Source organism: Allohoeflea poritis, from assembly GCF_027889715.1.
GTDB lineage: Bacteria > Pseudomonadota > Alphaproteobacteria > Rhizobiales > Rhizobiaceae > Hoeflea_A > Hoeflea_A poritis.
The window spans coordinates 216,269-239,383 of record NZ_JAPJZH010000008.1; the positions used below are offsets into that span (position 1 = coordinate 216,269).

Consider the following 23,115-nt stretch of genomic DNA (forward strand, 5'->3'; position numbering starts at 1 on the left):
CCATGCTCGAATGCATCTCACCGATTGACGGGTCGGTTTTCGCCACCCGCCCGACGCTTTCCGCCGACGAGGCGGCAAGTGCCATTGCCCGCGCCCGCGCGGCTCAGCCAGCATGGGCGGCACGGCCGCTCGACGACCGCATCGCCCTGGTGCGCGCCGGTGTCGCCCGGCTGCGGGACATGAACGACGAGGCCGTTCCGGAACTGGCGCATATGATGGGCCGTCCGGTGCGCTATGGCGGCGAGATCGGCGGTGTCGAGGAGCGGGCAAACTATATGGCCGACATCGCCGAGCAAGCGTTGGCACCCTTTGTCGTCGAGGACGGTCCGGCATTCGAACGCCGTATCCTGCGCGAGCCGCAGGGCGTCGTCCTGGTGGTCTCGCCCTGGAACTATCCCTATCTGACGGCGATCAACACCATTGCCCCCGCCCTCATTGCCGGAAACGCAGTCATCCTCAAAGGCGCGACCCAGACCCTGCTCGCCGGCGAGAGGCTGGCCCGTGCCTTCCACGAAGCGGGCGTTCCTGAAGATGTCTTCCAGAACCTGTTCCTCGATCATGCGACAACTTCGGATCTGATTGCCCGGCGCAGTTTCGGCTTCGTCAATTTCACCGGCTCGGTGGCCGGCGGGCAGGCGATCGAGCGCGCCGCCGCGGGCACCTTCACGGGCGTCGGCCTCGAACTCGGCGGCAAGGACCCCGGCTATGTGCTTGACGACGCCGATGTCGACGCCGCGGCCGAAACGCTTATCGACGGCGCCATGTTCAATTCCGGCCAGTGCTGCTGCGGCATCGAGCGCATTTACGTGCACCAGAACCTTTTCGATACCTTCGTCGAGAAGGCGAAAGCCATCGTTGACGCCTATGTACTCGGAAATCCGCTCAACACCGACACGACGCTCGGCCCGATGGCGCACCTGCGCTTCGCCGATCTTGTCCGCGCCCAGACATCGGAAGCCATCGCCGCCGGTGCAAGGCCGGTCATCGACACGGCACGCTTTGCCGACGATGGCGGCACCTATCTGGCGCCGCAGATCCTGACCGATGTGACCCACGACATGCGGGTGATGCGCGAGGAAAGCTTCGGCCCGGTCGTCGGCATCATGCCGGTCGGCAGTGACGACGAAGCCGTGGCGTTGATGAACGACAGCGAATTCGGGCTGACGGCCTCACTCTGGACAGCCGATGCAGAGCGTGCGGCAGCCATCGGCGCACGCATCGAGACCGGCACGGTCTTCATGAACCGCTGCGACTATCTCGACCCGGGCCTTTGCTGGACCGGCTGCAAGGACACCGGTCGGGGCGGCGCCCTGTCGCATATCGGCTACCAGCACGTCACCCGTCCGAAATCCTACCACTTGAAGAAGAGCTGAGCGCATGAAGCTTGAAGCCAACTGGTCCTACCCCACAGCCATTCGTTTCGGCGCGGGACGCATTGCCGAACTGCCGCAGGCCTGCGCGGATGCAGGCATTGAGAAACCGCTGCTGGTGACCGATCGCGGGCTGGCCGATTTACCGATCACCGCTCGCGCACTCGATATTCTGGAAGCCGCCGGCCTTGGCCGCGCGCTGTTCGCCGATGTCGATCCCAACCCGAACGAGATCAACCTGGCCGCCGGTATCGAAGCCTTCCGGGCCGGCGGGCACGATGGCGTGGTCGCTTTCGGCGGCGGCTCCGGTCTCGATCTCGGCAAGATGGTCGCCTTCATGGCCGGCCAGACGCGGCCGGTCTGGGATTTCGAGGATGTCGGCGACTGGTGGACCCGCGCCGACGCAAGCGCCATCGCACCGAATGTCGCGGTGCCGACAACGGCCGGAACCGGTTCGGAAGTCGGCCGCGCCTCGGTCATTACCAACGCGGCCACCCACGAAAAGAAGATCATCTTCCACCCCAAGGTCCTGCCCTCGGTCGTGATTGCCGACGCGGAACTGACGGTCGGCATGCCGCCGGCGATCACCGCCGGGACCGGCATGGACGCCTTCGCCCATTGCCTGGAAGCCTATTGCTCGCCCCATTATCATCCGATGAGCCAGGGCATCGCGCTCGAAGGCATGCGTCTCGTCAAGCAATATCTTCCGCGCGCCTACGCGACACCGGACGATCTGGAAGCCCGTGCTCACATGATGTCGGCGGCCATGATGGGCGCCACCGCATTCCAGAAGGGCCTCGGCGCCATCCACGCGCTCAGCCATCCGATCGGCGCTCTTTACAACACCCATCACGGCACAACGAATGCCGTGGTCATGCAGGCTGTCCTGCGTTTCAACCGGCCGGCGGTCGAAGACAGGCTTGCCGAGGCTGCCGCCTATCTCGGCATCGATGGCGGATTCGACGGGTTCTACGCATTTGTCGGCGAATTGAACGCGGCGCTTGGCATTCCGAAAAACCTCGCCGCCATGGGCATCGGGGAACCCGATATCGACCGCATCGTCGCCAGCGCCCTGATCGATCCGAGCCGTGGCGGCAATCCCGTGGTTCTGACGGAAGAAAACACGCGCGCGCTGGTGATGGAGCTTGCCGGCGCGGCGTGATGACGCTGAAATTTCCGGCGATCAGTCCGCCACGGGCTGATCGTCGCTCAGGCTGCGCAGGAAGGCGAGCAGGTCATCGACCTCGTCATCGGACAGATTGAGCGGCATCAGGATCGCTTCTCCGTCCGCATGCAGGCGCTCCATATCGATGGTGTTGTAATGGGCGACAACGGATTCGAGATCAGGCAGACTTCCATCGTGCATATAGGGTGCCGTGCGTGATGCGCCGCGCAGTGACGGCACCCGGAATTTCCCGAAATCCAGATGCGTGCGCCGCACATTGCGCACCGCCCAGGCGCCCCTTTTCCCGGGATCGTCGGTGAACGCGCCATCCAGGGTGAACGGGCTCTCAAGCAACGCTTTCAGCCCGCCATGGCGCCCCGGATCGACGCGCCCCGGCTCAATGAAATAGGGCACGCCCGCATCGTGGAACTCGCCATTGGTAAAGGCCGGACCCGTATGACAGAAGGCGCAATTGCCCTTGCCGAGAAAGATCTGCAAACCCCTTTGCGCGCTTTCGGGATAGTCCGCCGCACGTGCCATATCGCCCAGCTCCAGCGCGTCGCGGAAGCGATCGAAGGATGTTTGGCCAGTGATCAGCGTTTCCTTATACGCCGCCAAGGCCTTTGCGATATTCACCAGCACCGTTTCGGATGCGTGATCGGATGATGGCCCGAACAATTGCGCATAGGTGCTGGCATAAGGACCGTCGGCCATCATTGTCTTCAGGCTTTGCGCATCGCTTGCCAGTTCATCCGCATTCAGAATGGGCAAAAGACTTTGCGCCCACAGATTGTCGCTGTCCCCTGCCCAACCGAACCAGCGGTGCGTGCCGACATTCATAAGCGAAGGCGTATTGCGGTCCAACGCGACGCGCCCCATGGCGCGCGGCCGGTCCTCCGAAAAACCGCGCGCCGGCACATGGCAGGTGGCACAGGAGATCGAGCCATCCCTGGACAAGTCCGGATCATGGAACAATTGCTCACCGAAAGCGATCGCGGCCGCGTTGCCGGACACGCGATTGCTCGGGTCCGGTCCAACCGCTGGCGGCCAAGGTCCGTGTGTCAAGGTCCGGGATATCTCTTCCGGCGTCAGCAACACATCGGCCGCCGCCGGCCCGGCAATGATCGCGGCGACCAAATGAAAAGCGACAATGATGCGGCAAAGCCGGTTCATGGGATCGGCATATCCAGCACGTAGGACGCCCGCTCTGCTCCAGCACGGACGGTGACCGTCAATTCCCACGGCCCGGGCATGTGATAGACCATGTTTGTGATTGCAAAGCGCCCGTTGCCCAAGGCCTCGATGTCCGGCTCGTAATTCATGCCATGCTGGTGGCTGGGCATCCAGGCATCGACATCAACGCTTGAAACCGCGCCTGAATTCCACGGGCAGACCACCAGTTCCAGGCCGGTGGGCTGCGAGACCACGGACGGACCGAGGATTGCGTAGACCTCCGGAGCCGCCTCGGTTTCCGGCGTCATGCGTTGCGCGTCAGGGTCGGAGACACAGGCTAGAGCCGGTCCGGCCAGATATGCAAGCAGGCACAGCGCCGCGACAGCTCTATTTGCTGGCAATCATGGCCTCCGCATTTTCATAGGCGATTTTTCTGGCCACATCATCCGGCAGGTCCGCCAGCCAGTCGCGCGACGTCTGCGCATGTGAACCGACATAATACCACCGCTCCGGCGCAAAGGTGTCGGTACCCAGCATGAACCGGTCGGGATAGGCCGTGAACAGCGCCCGCCAATCGGGCCTGACTTCGCCGAGGCTGGCCATGCCCGACCGTATGGCAAGATCGGCCCACAGGCGCGGATAGGTCTTCAACGCATCGGCAATGCCGTCCGGCCCCTCAAAGCCGGAATGCGCCCACAGGACACGTGCCTCCGGCCAGGTCTTGAAAATCAAATCGAGCGCTTCACGGTCGCCGTGATGGTGCAGGATCAAGTTGCGGTCACGCGCCATGCCGATCATCTGCTGTATGACGGGCGCTTCGATGTCGTCGCCAAAGGCGTGAAATTCGCCGATGGCTTCATAGTCGTATGCGCTCAACCGCTCATTGAGATAATCGATCACCGTCGGATCATGCATCCAGGTGCCCAGTTCGCCGCGCCGCCTGTAGGGCCGGAGCGCCGGCACGATTATGTCGGGCGCCGCCGCTTTCAGTTTCTGCGTCCCGTCATCGTCGGAACTGGAAACCATGGCCTTTCTGATGCCCGCGTCCCGCAGGATCTTGGCCACCTCCTCTGGCGGAACCAGTTCAACGGCATCGTGACTGTAGTGAATATGGGCATCAAAAATCGGCAAGTCATCCGCGATCGCTGCGGCAGGAAATCCAAGAATGGCAATAACTGAAAACACACGAAACATGACAAATGCATCCCGATAGAAACCAGAGCAATCCCGCTGAAACAACGCCTTTATTACGGACGAAGCAAGACCCTGGTTCACAAAATCGCGGCGCAATCGTAATTCGCAAGCGGCAACGGACGAAGCTGGTCGGCGGATCTCGCTAGTCCATCGGCCTGCGGCCGCGGATAAGCTGCGAAATCGACACCGCGATCACCAGCCCGCCGCCATAGAAGAGGTTCTGCACGAAACTGTCCACGCCGAGGAAGTTGAGACCCATGATCCCGGTCGACAGGAAGAACACCGCAACAAACGCGCCCAGCGCATTGAATTTCCCGGGATAAATGGCGGTCGAACCAAGAAATGCTGCGGCAAAGGCGGGCAACAGGAAGGCCAGCGCAGAGGACGGGTCGGCCGCGCCTCGCATGCCCGTATAGAGGACGCCGGCAAAGGCCGCGATGGTGCCCGAGGCCATCAGCGCTCCGGCGCGAACCCGGTCGACATTGACGCCGGACAGGCGCGCCACTTCCCGGCCACGCCCGACAAAAAGCAAACGGCGCCCGAGACTGGTGTGCTGGAAGACGTACCAGATGATCAGGGTCAGCGCGAGCGCGTAGTAAAAGCCGATCGGAATGCCGAACAGGCGCGTCAGGATCACGGCGTTGACCAGCCCCATGGAAACACCGGCAATGGTCGCTGAATCCGACACCCAAAGGATAAGCCCATTGATGAAATAGCCGGTGCCGAGCGTGACGATCAGCGAGTGAACGCCGAAATAGAGGATGAAGAACGCATTGATCAGGCCGACGACCGCACCGACCAGCAGGACAATGACGACGGCACCGCCGATGGGCATGCCCATTTTGACGTTCAGCACCGCCAACAGCATGGAACTCAGCCCCATGACACTCGCCACTGACAGATCGAAATCGCCGCTGGTCAGCGGGATCATCAGCGCCAGCGTCAGGACCACCACCATGGCGTTGGAGCCGAGCATGGTGGCGTAGGAATTCCAGGCGAACATCTGATCCGGTTTGACCGAACCGAGGATCAGGATCATCACGCCCCAGGCGATCAGCAGCCCGTAGCGCTCGCCCCACATTTTCCAGTCAAAGCCGTGGCCGGCCTGTTCCGCGCTCGCGGCGACATTTTCCTCCAGCGCGCGCAGCTTGGCTTCGAGCGCCTCGATGCGCTCCTCATAGGCGGCTATGCTGTCGTCGGACTGTCCCTCACTCATCAATCGTTGCATCCCCTGAACGACCTGCGGCCCCTAAACGGCCTGCGGCATAGACCGGTAACATCTCTCGGCGATTTTGTCTTTGGTAAGCCCGGAGCCGGACAGCTCCGCCACGATCTGCCCGCGCGAGAAGATCAGCACGCGATGACAAAGCTGGGCCAATTGCTCGTAATCGGTCGAACCCACCAGGATCGGCGTTCCCGCCGCCGCCGTCCTGTCCAGCGCATCCCAGATCTGCTGCCTGGCGCCCACATCCACGCCCTGCGTCGGCTCGTCGAGCAGCAGAAGGCTGGGATCGGTCTGCAGCCATTTCGCCATCAGCGCCTTTTGCGCATTGCCGCCGGACAGTGCCGAAAGCGGCATCGCCGGCACATTCGGCTTGACACCCGCCTCGCCGCCGAGCCTGGCGGCATGCCGCTGGATACTGCGGTCGGTCAGCCCCAATGCCCCCCTGAGCGTGTGGTAGACCGGCATCGCGACATTGTCGCCCACCGGAAGCGACCCGATACCCGCCTCGCCCAGCCGGTCCGCCGGCAGGTAGGCGATGCCGCGTGACAGTGCGATTTCCGGCGACAAATGTTTCAGATCGGCATCGAAATCAGCGACTTCCATATAGCCGCTGGTGCCGCCGCGCGCGCCGTAAAGCAGCGCCGGTATATTGTCGAAACCGGACCCGATCAGCCCGGTAAGGCCGAGTATCTCGCCGCGACCGATTTCGAACGAGACCGGCCCAAGCCCGGGCGCAGCCAGGTCGCGGATCATCACGGCAGGCGCACCGGCCTTTCGCTGTTTGCCGGCGCCGGCATAGCGCTCCATGCTGCGGCCGATAATGCGCTCGACAAAAGCCTCGGTGCCGGTATCGGCGGTAACGACAGTGTCGATCAGATGGCCGTCGCGCAACACCGTCGCCCGGTCCGTAATTTCGCGCACCTCGTCCACATCGTGGCTGACGAAGATAACGCTCGCCCCCTGGTCGGTGCACTGCCTCACCAGTCCGAAGAGCTGTTCGACCCCGGCCCTCGGCAGGAACGGCGTGGGCTCGTCCAGAACGAGAACGCCCGGCCGGTCCGCATGATCCTTGGTGGCGATGCGGATATCCTCATAGGCGCGCACGATGGCAAGCAATGCCTGCTGCACCGCCGACAGGGACGCAACCGGCGCCTCCGGCGCCAGCGCCAGGCCGAAGGACTCGAAGATGCGCCGGGCGTTGCGATGCGCCGCACGCCAGTTGATGGCCCAGTTGTGCCCCGTCGACAAGGATCCCATGAAGAAATTCTCGGCAACGCTCAAGGACGGGATGAGGCCCAGATGCTGGTGGACGAAGGCGAGACCCTTTGCGCGCGCATCGACGCCTGAGATCGGCAGGTGCAGTTTTTCACCGTAAAGCGAAATTTCCGCGCCCGGTTCCGGCGTGTGAAAGCCGGCAAGCACCTTGATCAATGTCGACTTGCCCGAACCGTTCGATCCGAGCAGGCCGTGCACCTCGCCGCGGCGAACCGTCAGCGAAACATCGTCCAGCGCCACGGCACCGCCGAAGCGCTTGGACAGATGCCGAATGACCAGCGCGTCGCCATGCGCGGCGCGCTGGACCATGCCTGACGTCACTCAAGCCCCCACAGCTTGGCAAATCCCGCCTTGTGGACATCGCCATAGCCGTCGTTGAAGGTCGCCGGATTGCCGGCGGTCGCAACGTTTTCGTCGGTGAAGATGAAGGCCGGCGTGTTGAGCACGGTCACCGGATCGAGACCGCACAGCAGACGCATATTCGCATCGGTGCCGGCCATGCCGACCCAGCCGAGGCTTTCCCCGACATTCATTTCCACGATGTCGCCGTCGCGCATCATGTCGAGCACGAATGGCGTGCCGTTATAGGATACGATCTTGGCGTCCGAATTAGCGATCTGGATGGCCGGCACGATGAATTGCGACATGGAATCGTAGACCGGCAGCACATAGTTGATCGTCGGATCGGCAAGCAGCGCATTCTGCACCGCCGGCTGCGTCTTGGTTGCCCAGTCGTTCACCGGCACGTTGATGTACTGGGTTTTGCAGTCCGGGCAATTGTCCTTCAGATAGTTGAGAATCGCGTCGCGCAACGGAGCGGTCGGCGTAATCTCGTCCGGACCGAGCACCAGCGCGTTGACCTTGCCGTCGGTCTGCACCATCGCCCAGGCGGCAATGATCTTGCCCACTGTCACATAGTCCGTATTGGCGGCGCTATCGAGAAACTCCGGGATCTGCTGCGTGGTGGCGTCGTAATTGTGCGTCGCCGTCACCTTGACGCCATTGGAGCGCGCCTCGGTGATCTGCGGCACCAGGAATTCCGGCGGCAGGCCGCCCTGCATGTCGATCAGGTCGAAGCCTTCCGCAACGGCCGTGTTGATCCCCTGGATCCAGCCGGCCGGATCCATCTGGGTTTCCCAGTCACGCAGCTCGAAACCCACCATGGCGGCCGCGTCGACAAAGCCCTGGCTGATCGCAGCATTGAACGGGTTCGCGTTGGTCAGCGGAATGACGAACATCTTCTTGTCCGCCATGCAGGCTTTCGCGTCGAACGCCGGTCCGGGCGCCTCGAAGGTTGGCAACTTGCTGTGTTTCTCGATCAGCGCCTTTGCGGCATCCATATCCGCATGCGCCGCCGGTGCGAACATCAGCGCGGCGCCGAGCGCCGGCAGGAAAAGCTTCTTCATGGTTCATTCCTCCTTGTCGTGGTTCTTTTGTGTCTGCTGCATGTATTCGATCGCCGCCTCGGTGCTGAGGAGGTCGGCATATTTGGCGCTCATGTCGAAGAGGTTTGCGGCGTGCGGTTCCTCCGCACGGTCGCCCACCGCGTCCTCGACAACGAGCGTCACAAATCCGTACGAGATGCTGTCGATGCAGGTCGCCCGAACACAGCCGGATGTCGTGACGCCGGCAAGCAGGAGCGTGTCGATGTTCAGCCACTTCAGCGTTGCTGCCAAAGAAGTTCCGAAAAAGGCGCTTGGATATTGTTTTGTAACGAGGATATCGCCTTCCTCGACCGCCAAACCGGTAGCGAGTTTTTGCGTATCTTTTCCGGCATCGAAGCAGGACAGTGCCGGCACCTTGGCGTAGAACGCCCCGCCATCGGCTCCGCCCGGCTGATACTTGACCTCGGTGAAGATGACCGGAACGCCGGCGGCACGCGCAGCCGGCGCAAGACGCACTGCATGGTCGAGCGCCGCCTGGCAGTTCTCGCCGCCGAAGAGCGGCGCGTTTTCGTCGAAATAGGCCATGGCGAAGTCGATCAGCAGCAGCGCCGGGCGCCGGCCCCAGCTCTGCCGGGCGTGGTATCCGGCACGGGCATAGTTGCTGTCGAGTGCCTCGGCCATCATCCTCTCCTATTCCGCAGCCTGCATGAAGCGGTGGAAGACCGGAGCGGCCGGCGGCTCGAAACCGGTTTCCGCCTTGCAGCGCTTCTTTAGTTCCTCGATGCTTTCGAAGCCGCGGTTGAACAGCTGCTTGGACTGGCTGCCGGCCATCTTGTTGCGCAGCTTCTCGGTCGCCTTCCTGTCGACCTTGCCGCGCGACAGGACGACGCCGTAGCGCTTCGCCCCCTCTTCCGAAACGAGCTTGCGGCTGACATCCAGCGCCACCAGCTCGGGATCCCGCTTCAGCGGATTGCCCCAGCCACCGCCGCCCCAGGTGTTGAAGTAGAGGATATCGCCCGGGTTGACCGCGATCCGGTCGCATTTCGAGGGAATGTTTTCCTCGCTGCCGTCGGTGCGCACGAGTCGCTTGGTCGAGCGCATGCCCGGCTCGCCGCCATTGACGCCCCATGGATAGGTCAGCCAGCGGTCGTCATGAATCGAGATCTCGCCCTTTTCCATCATTTCATAGGCGATGGTGATGCCATTGCCGCCGCGGTGCAGTCCGGCCCCGCCGCTGTCGGGGATCGTCGCATATTCGCGGATACGCAGCGGGAAATAGGCTTCCAGGAACTCGTTCGGCACATTGGTGAAGGCCGGCCACATGGAATGGCCGTCCGGCCCGTCGCCCGCCGGTCGTCCAGGCACGCCGCCGAAGCCGATCTGGAACAGCTGATACCACTCGCCCTGTTCGTTGAAGCCCGAATACATGAAGTGCGGACTGTCGGAGAATCCGGCTGCATTCAGCGCGTCCGGCGCACCCTGTCCCAGAAGCCCGCCCATCAGGTCGAAGATACGGCCGAGCATATGGGTCCGGCACGACAATGCCGCCGGCTTTTTCGGCTTCAATATGCAGCCTTCCGGAATATGGACCTCGACCAAGTCGTAGAAGCCGTCATTGAACAGGATCTGCGGGTCGAACAGGTTGATGGTAAAGGCCCCGAAGAACATCTTGAACATTTCCTCGTTCAACAGGAAATTGATCGAAGACAGGCTCTGCGGGTCGGAATCGGAAAAATCGAAATGGGCGACCTCGCCCTCGCGCCACAGGGAACAGGCGATCCGGTACGGCCCGTTGCCCATGCCGTCATCATCGATCCAGTCTTCGAAATGCGCCTTGTGATCGCCTTCCGGGATGATCATCTGGATGATCGCGCTCATCGCCGCCTTGTTGCGGTCGAGCATATCCCACATGGCCGAGATGTAGGTGTCGACGCCGAAGCGGTCGATGTTCTCGCGCACCCGGCGCTCGGCCAGACGCAGCGCGGCGATGATTGCGAAGAAATCCGACTTGTTCCATTCGGGCATGCGGCAGTTGTGCAGCATGATATTGAGCACTTCATCCGCCAGTTCGCCCTTCCGGAAGATCTTGGTCGGCGGCACGATCATGCCTTCCTCGTAGATCATCTTTGCATCGGTCGGCAGCGAACCCGGCACCTTGCCGCCGACATCGGTCATGTGACCGAACATCGCCGCCCAGGAGACAAGCTTGCCTTCATGGAAGATCGGCATCATCAACAGCCAGTCGTTCAGGTGACTGACAGCGCCGTTGCAGGAATAGGGATCGTTGGTGATGAAGATGTCGCCATCCTCGATCGTTCCCTCATAGCCGTTGATGAAACCGTAGAGGAACGAGCCGAACTGCCCGACGACCATCTTGCCTTCCTGGTTGGCAATCATCGGGAAGGCGTCGTGCTGTTCGCGTATGCCCGGCGACATGGCGGTGCGGAAAAGGACTGCATCCATTTCCGTGCGCGCATTGCGCAAGGCGTTCTCGACGATGTCCAGCGTGATCGGGTCGACCGCAATGCGATTGAAGGGCCGTGTGTCGCTCTGAATGATCTTGGCTACCATTTCACTTGTCCCTCAACGTGCGTTTTCATGATCTGCCGGCCAGATGAGAATATTGCCCACATCGTCCACCACCCCGACATGGTCCGGCAGGATCAGCGCCGTTGAATCCATCTCCGTGACGACAGCAGGGCCCTCGATACGGTTGCCCGGCCGCAGCCGGTCGCGGTCGTAGATATGACCCTCCTGCCAGTTGCCGTCGGTATAGATGCGCGTCGTGTGAACGCGCGCCGATGAGGCATCCGCGCCGCCCGCGCCCTGGTTCTCGGCAATGAAGCTCTTTTCGGCGTCCTGGACGACGGCGCGCAGGCCGACCAACTCGTGCTCCGCATCGAGGGCAAAGGTGAAGAGCTGCTCGTGTTCCTTGTCGAAACGCCGCCCGATACCGGCCAGCCCTTCCCGCTCGAAATCCTCCGGCGATACATCGATGGTCAGCTTCATGCCCTGGCCGTGATAGCGGATGTCGATCTGGTAGATCACGCTCTGTCCGGACTGGGCGACGCCTTCGGACGTCAGCTCGCGGGCGGCTGCGTCGCGCAGCGCGTTGAGCATCTTTCCGACTTCCGCGTCGGAGGTGTCGGCAACGCGGGTGACATAGGTCTGGCTTGCCTCATTGCGAAGCTGCGTGGTCGCATCGCCATAGGCGCACAGGACACCCGGCCCGGGCGGGATGATTGCCGGCCAGGAATTGATCAGGCGGGCCAGCGCATTGGCATGCAGCGGCCCGGCACCACCAAAACCGATCAGCGCGAATTCGCGCGGATCGTAACCCTGTTCCACAGAAACAAGACGCAGTGCGCCGCACATATTCTCATTGACGATCTTTATGATGCCCTCGGCCGCCTCTTCCACCGGGATCGAAAGCGCATCGGCGATCTTGCCGACAGCCTCTGCCGCCTTGTCCCGGCTGATCGCCATATCGCCGCCCAGCTTGGCATCGGAGGGCAGATAGCCGAGCACCACGTTGGCGTCGGTCACCGTCGGTTCCTCGCCACCTTTCATATAAGCCGCCGGCCCCGGATCGGCGCCGGCCGATTGCGGCCCGACGCGCAGCGCCTTGGTCAGTTCCGGCACATAGGCGATGGAGCCGCCGCCGGCTCCGACCGTCCGCACGTCTATGGATGGCGCACGGACGGTCACGTCGGCGACGCGCGTCTCGCGCCTCGTGCGCGCCACCGAATTCTGAATCAGGGCCACATCGGTGGATGTGCCGCCCATGTCGAATGTCAGCAGGTTCTCGAATTTGGCCTGCTTCGCGATCCACAGCGCGCCGGAGACGCCGCCGGCAGGCCCGGACATCAGCAGGTTGACCGGCTGATCCATGGCAAGCTGGGCCGAGGACAGCCCGCCATCAGAGCGCAGGATCTGCAGAAGCACGTTCTCGCCCATCCGGTTGCGCAACTCGCGCTGCAGGTTGGAAACATATTTGGAGACGACCGGGCGCACATAGGAATTGACCACCGTCGTTTCGGCGCGCTCATACTCATACATCTCCGGCATGATCGAGGCCGATGTGGAGACCGGAATATCCGGCGCGATGTCGCGGGCGATCTCGGCGATGCGCTTTTCATGCGCATCATTGGCATAGGAGTTGAACAGCGCGATGGTCAGCGCCTCGATGCCCTGATCGAAGAGCTTCTTGAGATCCTTGCGGATCCTGGATTCGTCAAGGCTGGATACCACCTCGCCATTTGCACCCATGCGCTCATCCGCCTCGATGGTCAGCTCAAGCGGCGCCAGCGGCGGCGTCTTGTTCCAGATCACCCAGCCGCCGAGCCCGCCCGGCACATAGGAGCGCGCAATCTGCAGCACGTCCTTGTAGCCCTTGGTGGTGACAAGCCCGACCAGCGCGCCGGCATTGGTCAGCACGGTGTTGGTGGCGACCGTGGTGCCGTGCATGACCTCGGTGATATCGGTCGGCGCTATGCCGGCTTCGCGGCAGATCTTTTCGATCCCGTTGAGAACGCCGATGGAGCTGTCGGCCGGCGTCGAGGGCACCTTGGCGGTGTAGGTCCTGCCGTTCTTCTCATCGAGCATCAGGAGGTCGGTAAAGGTGCCGCCGACATCGACGCCGAGCCGCAAGCCGGTTCCGGCACGCATCGGGCGGACAGGGGCTGGCGCCGAGCCGGCATCAGCCTCCATTCGCCGCAATCGCTCCTCAAAGGCGGCCAGCCGTTCCTCATAATGCTTGATCAGATCGTCCGTGCTGTTCATCGTGCAGTGTTTCCCCTACGCGCGCCGAAAGCGGCGCTGAAAATCCTCTACTCTACCGGCCCGTCAGCCATGCAAGCCACCACCAGCGGCGGCGCGGCTCCACTGTGACCAGATTGATGGCCCGCTCCGAAATACCGATCATCCGGCCGACCGCCGCCTCATGCCGGCGCACCAGCCGCTCGCTTTCACGGATCTGGCTTTCGAGCCGTTCGCCGGTTGCCAGCGCCCGTTCCAGCATGGCTGAAAGCTCGGCGGTCGCCGCGCCCTTGCGCTCGGCCTCCTGCAAGGCGCGATCCAGAAGGCTCATGGCGCGGTCGGCTGCTTCCGTCAGCTCCCGGCTGTCGCGGCCAGGCGCCGTCGCCGCGTCCGAAAGCGACAATGCCCGCTCCAGCAGCTGCCGGTAACGGGCATTGTCCTGCAAGGCGGCTTCCAGCCTGGCCGTCGCATCGTCGAGCATGGCAAGCGCCCGGTCGGACACGCCGGCCAGTTCCTCGGTGCGATCATCCTGCGGCCCGGCCTGCTCGTTACGTTTGGCGAGCAAATCCATGGACTGCGCCAGCGCACTGTCCTGCCGTTCGAGCAGTTGATGGATCTTGCCGATTTCCTCGTCGCGTTCGGCAAGCAGGCCCTGGAGCTCCTCGACCTCGTCGAACAGCGTGTCGAGCAATTCGGCGGGAGCCATGCCCTTGCCGCTGATCTGACCCTCGAGATCCGGCGGGATGGATGTCAGGTCGACACGCAGCCGCCCCTCATTGTCGCGCCTTGCCGGCAGAACACCCTTGGCAATGGCTTCACGCAAACGCATCCGGCTCAGGCCAAGCAGCCTTGCTGCCTCCCCGACGGGGAGAAAATGACGCCCGGAATCGCTACGCTTTTCAGCCATCGCTCACTGGTCCGATCGCATCAGATTATCCCCTTCTCCCGGAGACTTGCCTGCTTGTCCTGCGGAAGCGAAAGAACTTCGCCGTAGACGTAATCGTTGTGTTCGCCCAGCTCCGGCCCGACATGGCGGATGGCTCCCGGTGTCTCAGACAGTTTCGGCGCCACATTCTGCATCTTGATGGTCCCGAAATCGGGATGATGAACATCGACAATCGCGTCCCTTTCCTGAAAGTGCGGATCGTCGATCATGTCCTCGGCCTTGTAGATCAGGCCACAGGGCACGCCGTGCTCGTTGAGCAGCGCCTCGAGCTCCTTCAGCGGGATCGTCCTGGTCCACTCATTGATCAGACCGTCGAGCTCCGCCTGGTATTTTCCGCGCGCCGAATGGGTTGCGTAGCGTTCGTCTTCGGCCAGCTCCGGGCGTCCCATGGCCTCGGCGAGCCGTTTGAACACGGTATCCTGGTTGGCCGCGATCAGCAGCAGCTTGCCGTCCGCCGTATCGAAGACATTGGAGGGCGACACATTGGGCAGGATCGGACCGGTGCGCTCGCGCACATAGTCGGCGACATTATATTCGGTGACCAGGCTTTCCATCATGTTGAGGACGGCTTCGTAGATGGCGCTGTCGACGATCTGGCCGCGACCGGTGCGCTCGCGCGCGTGGATGGCCATCAGTGCACCCATGCAGGCATGGATCGCAGCCAGTTCGTCGCCGATGGAAATGCCCATGCGGCTCGGCTGGGTTTGCGGATCGCCGACGACATAGCGCAGACCGCCCATCGCTTCGCCGATGGCGCCATATCCGGCCCGCGCCGCATAGGGGCCGGTCTGGCCGAAGCCCGTCACCCGCACCATGACAAGGCGCGGATTGATCTTCGACAGCTCGTCATAGCCGAGGTTCCAGCGTTCCATTGTGCCGGGGCGAAAATTCTCGATCAGGATGTCGGTTGTCTTGATCAGGTCGCGAACGATCTCCTGACCTTCCGGGGTGCGCAGGTTCAGCGTGATGGATTTCTTGTTGCGGGCAACGACCGGCCACCACAGCGACTTGCCATGCGGCTTCTCCCGCCCCCACTGGCGCATCGGATCGCCTGCCCCGGGCTGTTCGCACTTGATCACCTCGGCGCCGAAATCGGCGAGCAGCTGGCCGCAGAACGGTCCGGCGAGAAGCTGTCCCATCTCGAGAACTTTCAGGTCCGTCAAAGGCCCCTGCCGCGGCACGCCCGAATTCATTGTGATGAACCTCCCGACAACAAACTGTGACTTGCAGACTGGTCTAAACCGGCATACTTGTCTATAGTATTTTGCATACAAAAATCAAACGGATTTGGCTTATGAGCGAAAATTTCGTTGAAATCATTGAAGTTTCCCCCAGAGATGGGATACAAAATGACGAAAAGATTCTCACCACCGCCGTCAAGCTCGAGCTCATTCAGCGGGCCGTGGACGCTGGCGCCGACCGCATCGAGGCGACAAGTTTCGTCAATCCGAAACGCGTTCCGCAGATGGCCGATGCCGATGAGGTGGCACGCGGTCTGCCGCGCGGCACCGCGACCAAATTCATCGGACTGACGCTCAACCGCCGCGGCTTCGACCGTGCGGTGGCCGCACGGCTCGACGAGGCCAATTTCGTCGTCGTCGCGACAGATACGTTCAATATGCGCAACCAGGGGGTTCCGACCGAGGAGAGCATCAGGGCCTTTGGCGACATCATGCGCGATGCGCCCTCCGGCATCCGGGTCGGCGTAACCATCGGCGCCGCCTTCGGTTGCCCGTTCGAGGGTGAAGTCCCGCTTGAGCGGCTGATGCAGGTCGTCGAGGCCTGTATTGCCCACACCCCTCGTGAAATCGGGCTCGCCGACACGATCGGCGTGGCGGTGCCGCAGGATGTCGCACGGCGGGTCACGGCCGTTCGTCAGGCCTTTCCGGACATTCCCGTGCGTCTGCATCTGCACAACACCCGCAACACCGGCATCGCCAATGCCTGGGCCGGGCTGGAAGCCGGCGCCCGGTCGCTCGACGCGAGCTTCGGCGGCGTCGGCGGCTGTCCGTTCGCGCCGCGCGCCACCGGCAACATCGCCACCGAGGATCTGCTCTATATGCTGGAACGGTCTGGCGTGCGGACGAATATGTCGCTCGATGCGGCCATCGAAACGGCGCTCTGGCTTGAACAGCAACTCGGCAAGCCCGTACCGGGACAGCTCATGAAGGCGGGCGGTTTTCCGAAATCCGAAACCGGCGAGGCAGCCGCATGAGCAATCCCGCACAGCGAACCGCCGCCACGGACCAGGCCTACCACGCCATCCGCTCGGACATCCTGTCCGGCACGCTCAAGGAAGGCGAGCGCATCACCGAACAGAGAATGGCTGAAAATCTCGGCCTCAGCCGGACACCCGTGCGCGAGGCGATCAGCAAGCTCATCCATGAAGGTTTCGTCGAGCGCGGCACCGGATATACGACGCGCGTCGCTCATTTCGAGGACGAGGAACTGGAGCAGATGTTCCAGATCAGAAAGCTGCTCGAGAGCTATGGCGCTGCTCGCGCGGCCGAATTCGCGACCGATGAGCAGGTTGAACATCTGAAGGAACTGAGCGCTGAAATGTCGGCCCACACGCCGCCGAAATCGCAATCCGACTACAAGATCATCTCGGCCGCCAATGAGAAGTTCCACCGCACCATCATGGAAGCGGCCCGTTCGCCGCGCCTCAGCGCTCTCATCTCCATGGCCGTCAATGTCGGCATGGTGGCGCGCATGTACCACCTCTATTCCGACGAGGACCTCATCCGCAGCGCCGCGCACCACCACGAGATAACGGATGCGATCGCCGCACGATCACCCGAATGGGCGGCCAGCGTCATGTCCTCACACCTCCTGGCCGCCGCATCCATGGCGGCGCGCGCCGGCCAGCGCAAGGTTCCCGCCGCCTTCTGAGCACTGTCAGCTGATATGCAGCGGCGCACATCCACCGCTCTTCACCTGTCACGGCAACGAAAACGTTGAAATAGCCAATTGACAACAGCGGCTTAGGTCGCGCCCTTAACGGAGACGAAGGTCGTGTAGACCGATGTGGTCGCGGTGATCAGCAGCCGGATATTGCGGCGGCCGCCGAAGGTGACATTGGCCACCGTCTCAGGCGTCGCAAGCATGCCGAGACGCATGGCGTCAGGGTCGAAACACTGAACACCGGCGGCGCTGCTGGTCCAGATATTGCCCTGGCAGTCGGCCCGGAAGCCGTCCGGAACGCCCTCCTCGATGTCCACAAAAATCCGTCCGTTTGCGAGCGCTCGGCCGTCCTTCACATCGAAAACGCGAATGTGATGCGGACCGTCGGGATCGTGCGAAAGCCCGGTATCCGAAACATAGAGCAGGCTTTCGTCGGGAGAAAAGGCAAGCCCGTTCGGCTTGACGAAATCATCGGCGACGACGCTCAGCTCTCCGGTGTCCGGGCACCACCGGAAGACGTAACAACCGTCCTGTTCCTGCTCCGCGGCCGCGCCTTCGAAATCACTGAGGATCCCGTAGGGCGGATCGGTAAACCAGATGCTGCCGTCCGACTTGACCACCACATCATTGGGCGAGTTGAGTCGTTTGCCGTTGAAGCTGTCGGCAATGACGGTGACGGATCCGCCATGCTCCAGGCGGGTGACACGCCGCGTCAGGTGCTCGCAGCTGATAAGCCTTCCTTCGCGGTCACGTGTGTGGCCATTGCAGTAATTGGGATTGTGATCGAAAACCCGCACGCTTGAGCCGCTCGACCACTGATAGCTGCGGTTGTTGGGAATGTCGCTCCACAGGAAATAGTCGCCCTGCGGGAAATAGACCGGTCCTTCCGTCCAGATCATGCCGCCGGCGATCTTCTCCAGATGCGCGTTCGGCTGAATCAGGGACAGGAAGCGCCGATCGTCGACGACGATGTGATCTTGCATTGGATTGCTCTGCGGTCCGCGTGATGTCGGCCAAGGTAAGACCGGTCGCCGGTGAGTTTAAACCCGCAATTGCGGTCAATGTACTGCGTGACAACGAAGTTCAGCGTGCGGATTCCCGCAACGTGCTGCGGGATAAAGGGATTTGCGCCGGCAGCAAACTGTGATGATATGTGCGCATATGGAACAGAAAACGGACAGGATTCAATCCGACAGCCTCGATCGCTACCTGTCGATCTCCAGGGCGGTCGCGGGACAGCTCGATTTCCAGAAAGTGCTCCAGCGGATCGCCGACGAGATCCGCGAGATATTGCCCTTCGACCATATGGACATCGCCATCATCACCTCCGACCGCAAGGGCGAACACATGGCGTTCGAGGTCGGCGTTGAAACCGGCTGGAGCGAGGGTGACCGGTCGCGGCCCATCGCAAAGAGCCCGATCTGCAACCTGCTGCTCGGCAAGATTCCCTATATCCTGACCAGCGACGCCTGGGAGGATCCGCAGTTCCACTTTGACGGCGCCTTCGATGCGCCGATCTACGAGGCGGATCTGCATTCCCGGATCCACGTCGCCTTGCACGTGCACGGCGTCGTCCACGGTTCGCTGAATATTTCAAGCCACGCCAAGAACGTCTATTCCCAGGACGACCTTGAAGAGGCCAAACGCATCGCCGATCTCATTTCACCCTATATCTACGCGCTGAAAATGGGCGAACAGGCCCGCCAGGCGGCCCTTCGCGAGGGCGAAGCCATCGGTCGCGAACAGGCGCTTCGCAGCGGTGCGTTGCGGCTGACAGAGGGCATGGAGGAGGAGCGCAAGCGTCTCGGCATGGAACTGCACGACCAGACGCTCGCCGATCTTTCCAGCATCTACCGGCAGGTCACGCAAATGACCCGCCGTGCAGGCACGGAATCCCTTGAACTTGCCAAGGTCGGCCGCAGCATCGCCCGCTGCACCGATGAGCTTCGCCGCATCATCGAAAATGCCAAACCCGGCATACTGGAACTGTTCGGCCTGCAACAGGCGATCGAGGCGCAACTCGAAAAGGCCACCGCCGGAGCCGGCCGTTCCATCAAGACGGTCCTGAATGATGAAACAGGCGGCATCCTCGACCACGGCTCCGACACCATCCGGACCGCTGTCTTCAGGATCGTGCAGGAAGCCTTGACCAATGCCGTCAAGCACAGCCAATGCGGCACGATCTCCGTGTCGCTGTATCGGGATGGCGACCATGTGATCGTCGAAGTACGCAACGATGGCGCGACACCGACCGACGGATGGTCCGATTCCAAACGCGGCGTCGACAATATGAAGGTCCGAGCGGCCCTTATCGGTGCAGATATCGCCCTGCGGCACGATGCGGACGTCACTTGCATATCGCTGCATGTGCCGCTAGCGATCCTGCAAATACCGGACGATGCCGATCCTCTTTCCGCTGAGAGCACCGCGGTAAAAAGGGCGGGCTCATGAATTTGCTGATTGCCGAGGACGATCCCTTCCACCGAACGTTCCTGAAGAACGCGGTCGCCACCGCCATGCCCGAATGCGAGCAGATCTTCGAAGCCTCGGACGGGCAAACCGCGCTCGACCTGGTCGCCGGCGAAAAAATCGACGGTATCATCATGGACATGCAGATGCCCAACACCAGTGGCGTTACGGCCGCCAGCGTGATCTGGCGCAAGCACGCCGCCATGCGCATCCTGTTCTGGTCCAACTATGCGGACGAAGCCTATGTGCGCGGCATTTCCCGCATCGTGCCCAACGAGGCGGTGTATGGCTACCTGCTGAAAACGGCCAGCGAACAGCGGCTGGAACTCGCCCTGCGTGGCGTCTTCCAGGAGGATCAGTGCATCATCGACCGCGAGATCCGCGGCGTGCAGCAGCGCAGCGAAAACATACATGAAGGCCTGAGCGACGCCGAGTTCGAGGTGCTCATGGACATCGCCCTCGGCATGACGGACAAGGCGATTGCCGCGCGCCGTTCGATTTCCACGCGCGGCGTGCAGAGCCGCCTGAAACATCTCTATGAGAAACTGGGCATCGATCAGACGCCCGTCGACGGCAAGGTCGGGCCGGCCTTCAACTCCAGGACCCGGGCGGTCGCCGTTGCCTTTTCACGCGGCCTGCTGAATGTCGAGGGCCTGGCGCTCGGCGAAGAGCATCTCAAGGCCTGGCTCGACAAGCATATCCTTTAGGCTTTGGTGACTGCGGAAACCCGCTATTTGCCCGGCGTGAATACGCAGGAACAAACCCGCATTGGCGGCTTTCCCGCGTCCCGGCCACGCCGTAGCCTTTGCCTGACCGGGAATACCGAAAGAAAAAACCGGGCGCGCGGATGCGGAAGCATCGGCGGGAGGATTTGAGCGGGTCGCCGCCATGGCCGGGCGATCCGTTCTGAGGGATCGCTATAGGGGTCCGGTTTGTGCCATGGGAGGACGAAATGAAGAGTTTGACCGCAAGCGTTTTGGGTCTGGGTGTTGCCATCGTAGCCGCGACGACCGTTCAGCCGGCTGTAGCGGACACATCCGGCAAGAAGATCGCGCTTTCCAACAACTACGCCGGAAACTCCTGGCGCCAGGCAATGCTGAACAGCTGGGAAAAGGTAACCGGCGAAGCCGTCAAGAACGGCGTGGTGGCGGCCGCCGATCCGTTCACCACGGCCGAAAACCAGGTCACGGAACAGGCCGCCCAGATTCAGAACCTCATACTCCAGGGCTACGACGCGATCGTCATCAATGCCGCCTCGCCTGAAGGTCTGAATGGTGCTGTCAAGGAGGCCTGTGATGCCGGGATCACCGTCGTTTCATTCGACGGCGTCGTGACCGAACCCTGCGCATGGCGCATCGCCGTCGATTTCAAGAAGATGGGCAAGAGCGAGGTCGAATATCTCGCTGAAAAATACCCCGACGGCGGAAATCTGCTCGAGATCCGCGGTCTTGCCGGCGTATTCGTCGATGACGAGATTTCGGCGGGCATCCATGAAGGCGTCGCTGAAAGCGGCAAATTCAAGATAGTCGGATCCGTCCATGGGAACTGGGCGCAGGATGTTTCCCAGAAGGCTGTCGCGGGTATCCTCCCAAGCCTTCCGGAAATCACTGCGGTCGTGACCCAGGGCGGTGACGGCTATGGTGCCGCACAGGCCTTCAAGGCCGCCGGCCGCGACACGCCAACCATCATCATGGGCAATCGCCATGACGAGCTTACCTGGTGGAAGGAACAGAAGGACGCGAACGGATACGAAACCATGTCCGTGTCCATCGCACCCGGCGTTTCGACGCTGGCCTTCTGGGTCGCGCAGCAGATTCTCGACGGCAAGGACGTCCCCAAGGACCTGACCGTTCCCTTTCTGCGCATCGACCAGGGCAATCTTGAAGCAAACCTGGAAAACACCCAGGCCGGAGGCGTTGCGAATGTCGAATATTCGCAGCAAGATGCCATCAAGGTGATCGACGAAGCCTCCTGACGGAGTGCGAATAACGATCACAGGGCAATGTTGATGGACGGATCGGCACAGGACAGCGATGTGGTCGTGGAATTGAACGGCGTCGGAAAGAGTTTCGGCGCCGTTCAGGCTTTGGCCGGGGTCGATCTCGCGATCAGCGCCGGGCGGTGCCTCGGACTTGTCGGCCACAACGGGGCCGGCAAATCGACCCTGATGAACATACTGGCCGGTGTCATGGCACCCGATCAGGGCACGCTCAAGATAGCCGGCGCACAAATAGCCGCGCACAGCATCGCATCCGCCCATGCAGCCGGTCTGCGATGCGTTTTCCAGGAGCTTTCCCTGTGCCCGAACCTGACGGTTGCGGAAAACCTGCGGGTTTCGCTGAAATCCGTGCGCGGACTGTTGTGGAAGAGACAGGCCACCGGCATCATCCGCCAACAGCTCGATGAGATATTCCCCGGCAACAATATCTCGACCGAGGACGTTGTCGGCGACCTGACGATCGCAAAGCGGCAGATGGTCGAGATCGCCAGGGCGTTTGCCTCGGACGGCCCGCCGCCCCGGCTTGTCATACTCGATGAGCCGACATCTTCGCTCGACCAGGGCCAGGCGGAGCAATTGCTTGCCTATGTGCGAAAATACGTGACTGAGGGGGGAACAATCATCCTGATTTCGCATCTTCTCGGCGAAATCCTCTCGACCTCGGACCGCGTCATCGTCATGCGCGACGGCCGCATCGTCGCAGACAGGCCCGTCGGCGAATTCGACCGTGCCGGCCTCGTGCAGGCCATGGGCAATGTGGTCGATGAGAACGCGGAAAAATCCGATCGGGGCAGCAAGGGCGAAATGGCGGACATCGTGATCACGGCGTCCGAAAAGGTCTCCGGGGCCGATTTCAAGCTTCACCGCGGCCAGGTCATCGGGTTGGCGGGTCTCGGCGGCCATGGACAGACCGAGATGATCATCCGCCTGTTCGATGCGGCCTCCCGGCGCGACCCGGACATAAAGATAAGCGGCAGCGTCGCGCTGGTGCCCGGAGATCGCCAGAATGACGGGGTCTTCCCGCTATGGTCCATCATCAAGAACACCTCCATATCTTCGCTGCGGCGCTTCACGAAATCCGGCCTCATCCAATCCGCGCCCGAGCTGGAACTGGCCAATAGCTGGCAAAAGAGAATCGGCATCAAATCGCTGGATCTGAACATGCCAATCCTGTCGCTCTCGGGCGGCAACCAGCAAAAGGCGCTGTTTGCGCGCGCTTGGTTCCGACGCCGACATCATCCTGATGGATGAC

General features: G+C 62.1%; 21 protein-coding genes. 9 read left to right on the forward strand and 12 right to left on the reverse strand.

The window, feature by feature from the left end:
• The first annotated feature begins 2 nt into the window (after window positions 1-2).
• Both OOZ53_RS14635 and OOZ53_RS14640 read left to right on the forward strand, forming a co-directional pair.
• A complete protein-coding gene (locus OOZ53_RS14635) occupies window positions 3-1,373 on the forward strand; it encodes an aldehyde dehydrogenase family protein (RefSeq protein WP_425499152.1) in 1,371 nt (456 codons plus the stop codon).
• Window positions 1,374-1,377: 4 nt separating this feature from the next.
• Window positions 1,378-2,532 carry an iron-containing alcohol dehydrogenase gene (locus OOZ53_RS14640; protein ID WP_271090373.1) on the forward strand — a complete coding sequence of 385 codons (1,155 nt, stop codon included), beginning with the start codon at window positions 1,378-1,380 and terminating at the stop codon, window positions 2,530-2,532.
• Window positions 2,533-2,553: 21 nt separating this feature from the next.
• Here the strand turns inward: OOZ53_RS14640 and OOZ53_RS14645 are convergent, their stop codons facing one another.
• The 11 genes from OOZ53_RS14645 to OOZ53_RS14695 all read right to left on the reverse strand — a co-directional run bounded on the left by OOZ53_RS14645 (window position 2,554) and on the right by OOZ53_RS14695 (window position 15,684).
• Window positions 2,554-3,708 carry a cytochrome-c peroxidase gene (locus tag OOZ53_RS14645; protein ID WP_271090374.1) on the reverse strand — a complete coding sequence of 385 codons (1,155 nt, stop codon included), beginning with the start codon at window positions 3,706-3,708 and terminating at the stop codon, window positions 2,554-2,556.
• Window positions 3,705-4,109, reverse strand: a complete 405-nt coding sequence (locus OOZ53_RS14650; protein ID WP_271090375.1) for a hypothetical protein — start codon at window positions 4,107-4,109, stop codon at window positions 3,705-3,707. The genes OOZ53_RS14645 and OOZ53_RS14650 overlap by 4 nt, the downstream gene beginning before the upstream one ends.
• Window positions 4,096-4,902 (reverse strand): amidohydrolase family protein, encoded by an 807-nt coding sequence (locus tag OOZ53_RS14655; protein WP_271090376.1) that lies wholly within the window; start codon window positions 4,900-4,902, stop codon window positions 4,096-4,098. Before OOZ53_RS14655 ends, OOZ53_RS14650 begins: the two co-directional genes overlap by 14 nt.
• A 142-nt stretch (window positions 4,903-5,044) precedes the next feature.
• Entirely contained in the window at window positions 5,045-6,118 is a 1,074-nt protein-coding gene (locus OOZ53_RS14660) for an ABC transporter permease (RefSeq protein ID WP_271090377.1), read from the reverse strand.
• A gap of 33 nt (window positions 6,119-6,151) precedes the next feature.
• A complete protein-coding gene (locus OOZ53_RS14665) occupies window positions 6,152-7,723 on the reverse strand; it encodes a sugar ABC transporter ATP-binding protein (protein ID WP_271090379.1) in 1,572 nt (523 codons plus the stop codon).
• The gene (locus tag OOZ53_RS14670) at window positions 7,720-8,808 is read right to left on the reverse strand and encodes a sugar ABC transporter substrate-binding protein (protein WP_271090380.1); all 1,089 of its coding nucleotides are present in this window, start codon (window positions 8,806-8,808) and stop codon (window positions 7,720-7,722) included. The genes OOZ53_RS14665 and OOZ53_RS14670 overlap by 4 nt, the downstream gene beginning before the upstream one ends.
• A 3-nt stretch (window positions 8,809-8,811) precedes the next feature.
• Window positions 8,812-9,468: an isochorismatase family protein gene (locus tag OOZ53_RS14675; RefSeq protein ID WP_271090381.1), complete on the reverse strand. Its 657-nt coding sequence runs from the start codon at window positions 9,466-9,468 to the stop codon at window positions 8,812-8,814.
• Window positions 9,469-9,477: 9 nt separating this feature from the next.
• Window positions 9,478-11,358 (reverse strand): hydantoinase B/oxoprolinase family protein, encoded by a 1,881-nt coding sequence (locus OOZ53_RS14680; protein WP_271090382.1) that lies wholly within the window; start codon window positions 11,356-11,358, stop codon window positions 9,478-9,480.
• A gap of 12 nt (window positions 11,359-11,370) precedes the next feature.
• Window positions 11,371-13,569 carry a hydantoinase/oxoprolinase family protein gene (locus OOZ53_RS14685; RefSeq protein WP_271090383.1) on the reverse strand — a complete coding sequence of 733 codons (2,199 nt, stop codon included), beginning with the start codon at window positions 13,567-13,569 and terminating at the stop codon, window positions 11,371-11,373.
• A gap of 52 nt (window positions 13,570-13,621) precedes the next feature.
• Window positions 13,622-14,452 (reverse strand): MerR family transcriptional regulator, encoded by an 831-nt coding sequence (locus tag OOZ53_RS14690; RefSeq protein ID WP_271090384.1) that lies wholly within the window; start codon window positions 14,450-14,452, stop codon window positions 13,622-13,624.
• A gap of 20 nt (window positions 14,453-14,472) precedes the next feature.
• On the reverse strand, window positions 14,473-15,684 hold the full coding sequence (locus OOZ53_RS14695; protein WP_271090385.1) for a CaiB/BaiF CoA transferase family protein: 1,212 nt from the start codon (window positions 15,682-15,684) through the stop codon (window positions 14,473-14,475).
• Between the two features lie 101 nt (window positions 15,685-15,785).
• Between OOZ53_RS14695 and OOZ53_RS14700 the strand changes: the two genes are divergently transcribed.
• Window positions 15,786-16,706, forward strand: coding sequence for a hydroxymethylglutaryl-CoA lyase (locus OOZ53_RS14700; RefSeq protein ID WP_271090386.1), 921 nt, complete (start codon window positions 15,786-15,788; stop codon window positions 16,704-16,706).
• Window positions 16,703-17,383, forward strand: a complete 681-nt coding sequence (locus OOZ53_RS14705; protein ID WP_271090387.1) for a GntR family transcriptional regulator — start codon at window positions 16,703-16,705, stop codon at window positions 17,381-17,383. Before OOZ53_RS14700 ends, OOZ53_RS14705 begins: the two co-directional genes overlap by 4 nt.
• 92 nt (window positions 17,384-17,475) lie before the next feature.
• Here OOZ53_RS14705 and OOZ53_RS14710 read toward each other — a convergent pair whose 3' ends face one another.
• The gene (locus tag OOZ53_RS14710; RefSeq protein WP_271090388.1) at window positions 17,476-18,378 is read right to left on the reverse strand and encodes an SMP-30/gluconolactonase/LRE family protein; all 903 of its coding nucleotides are present in this window, start codon (window positions 18,376-18,378) and stop codon (window positions 17,476-17,478) included.
• A gap of 23 nt (window positions 18,379-18,401) precedes the next feature.
• Here OOZ53_RS14710 and OOZ53_RS14715 point away from each other — a divergent pair, with 23 nt between their 5' ends.
• The 5 genes from OOZ53_RS14715 to OOZ53_RS14735 all read left to right on the forward strand — a co-directional run bounded on the left by OOZ53_RS14715 (window position 18,402) and on the right by OOZ53_RS14735 (window position 23,114).
• Window positions 18,402-18,542, forward strand: a complete 141-nt coding sequence (locus tag OOZ53_RS14715; protein ID WP_271090389.1) for a hypothetical protein — start codon at window positions 18,402-18,404, stop codon at window positions 18,540-18,542.
• Window positions 18,543-18,556: 14 nt separating this feature from the next.
• Window positions 18,557-19,846 carry a GAF domain-containing sensor histidine kinase gene (locus tag OOZ53_RS14720; protein ID WP_271090390.1) on the forward strand — a complete coding sequence of 430 codons (1,290 nt, stop codon included), beginning with the start codon at window positions 18,557-18,559 and terminating at the stop codon, window positions 19,844-19,846.
• Window positions 19,843-20,571 (forward strand): response regulator transcription factor, encoded by a 729-nt coding sequence (locus tag OOZ53_RS14725; RefSeq protein ID WP_271090391.1) that lies wholly within the window; start codon window positions 19,843-19,845, stop codon window positions 20,569-20,571. Before OOZ53_RS14720 ends, OOZ53_RS14725 begins: the two co-directional genes overlap by 4 nt.
• Window positions 20,572-20,816: 245 nt before the next feature.
• A complete protein-coding gene (locus OOZ53_RS14730) occupies window positions 20,817-21,839 on the forward strand; it encodes an ABC transporter substrate-binding protein (protein ID WP_271090392.1) in 1,023 nt (340 codons plus the stop codon).
• Window positions 21,840-21,872: 33 nt separating this feature from the next.
• Window positions 21,873-23,114 (forward strand): sugar ABC transporter ATP-binding protein, encoded by a 1,242-nt coding sequence (locus OOZ53_RS14735; protein WP_333780596.1) that lies wholly within the window; start codon window positions 21,873-21,875, stop codon window positions 23,112-23,114.
• Window position 23,115: the final 1 nt, after the last annotated feature.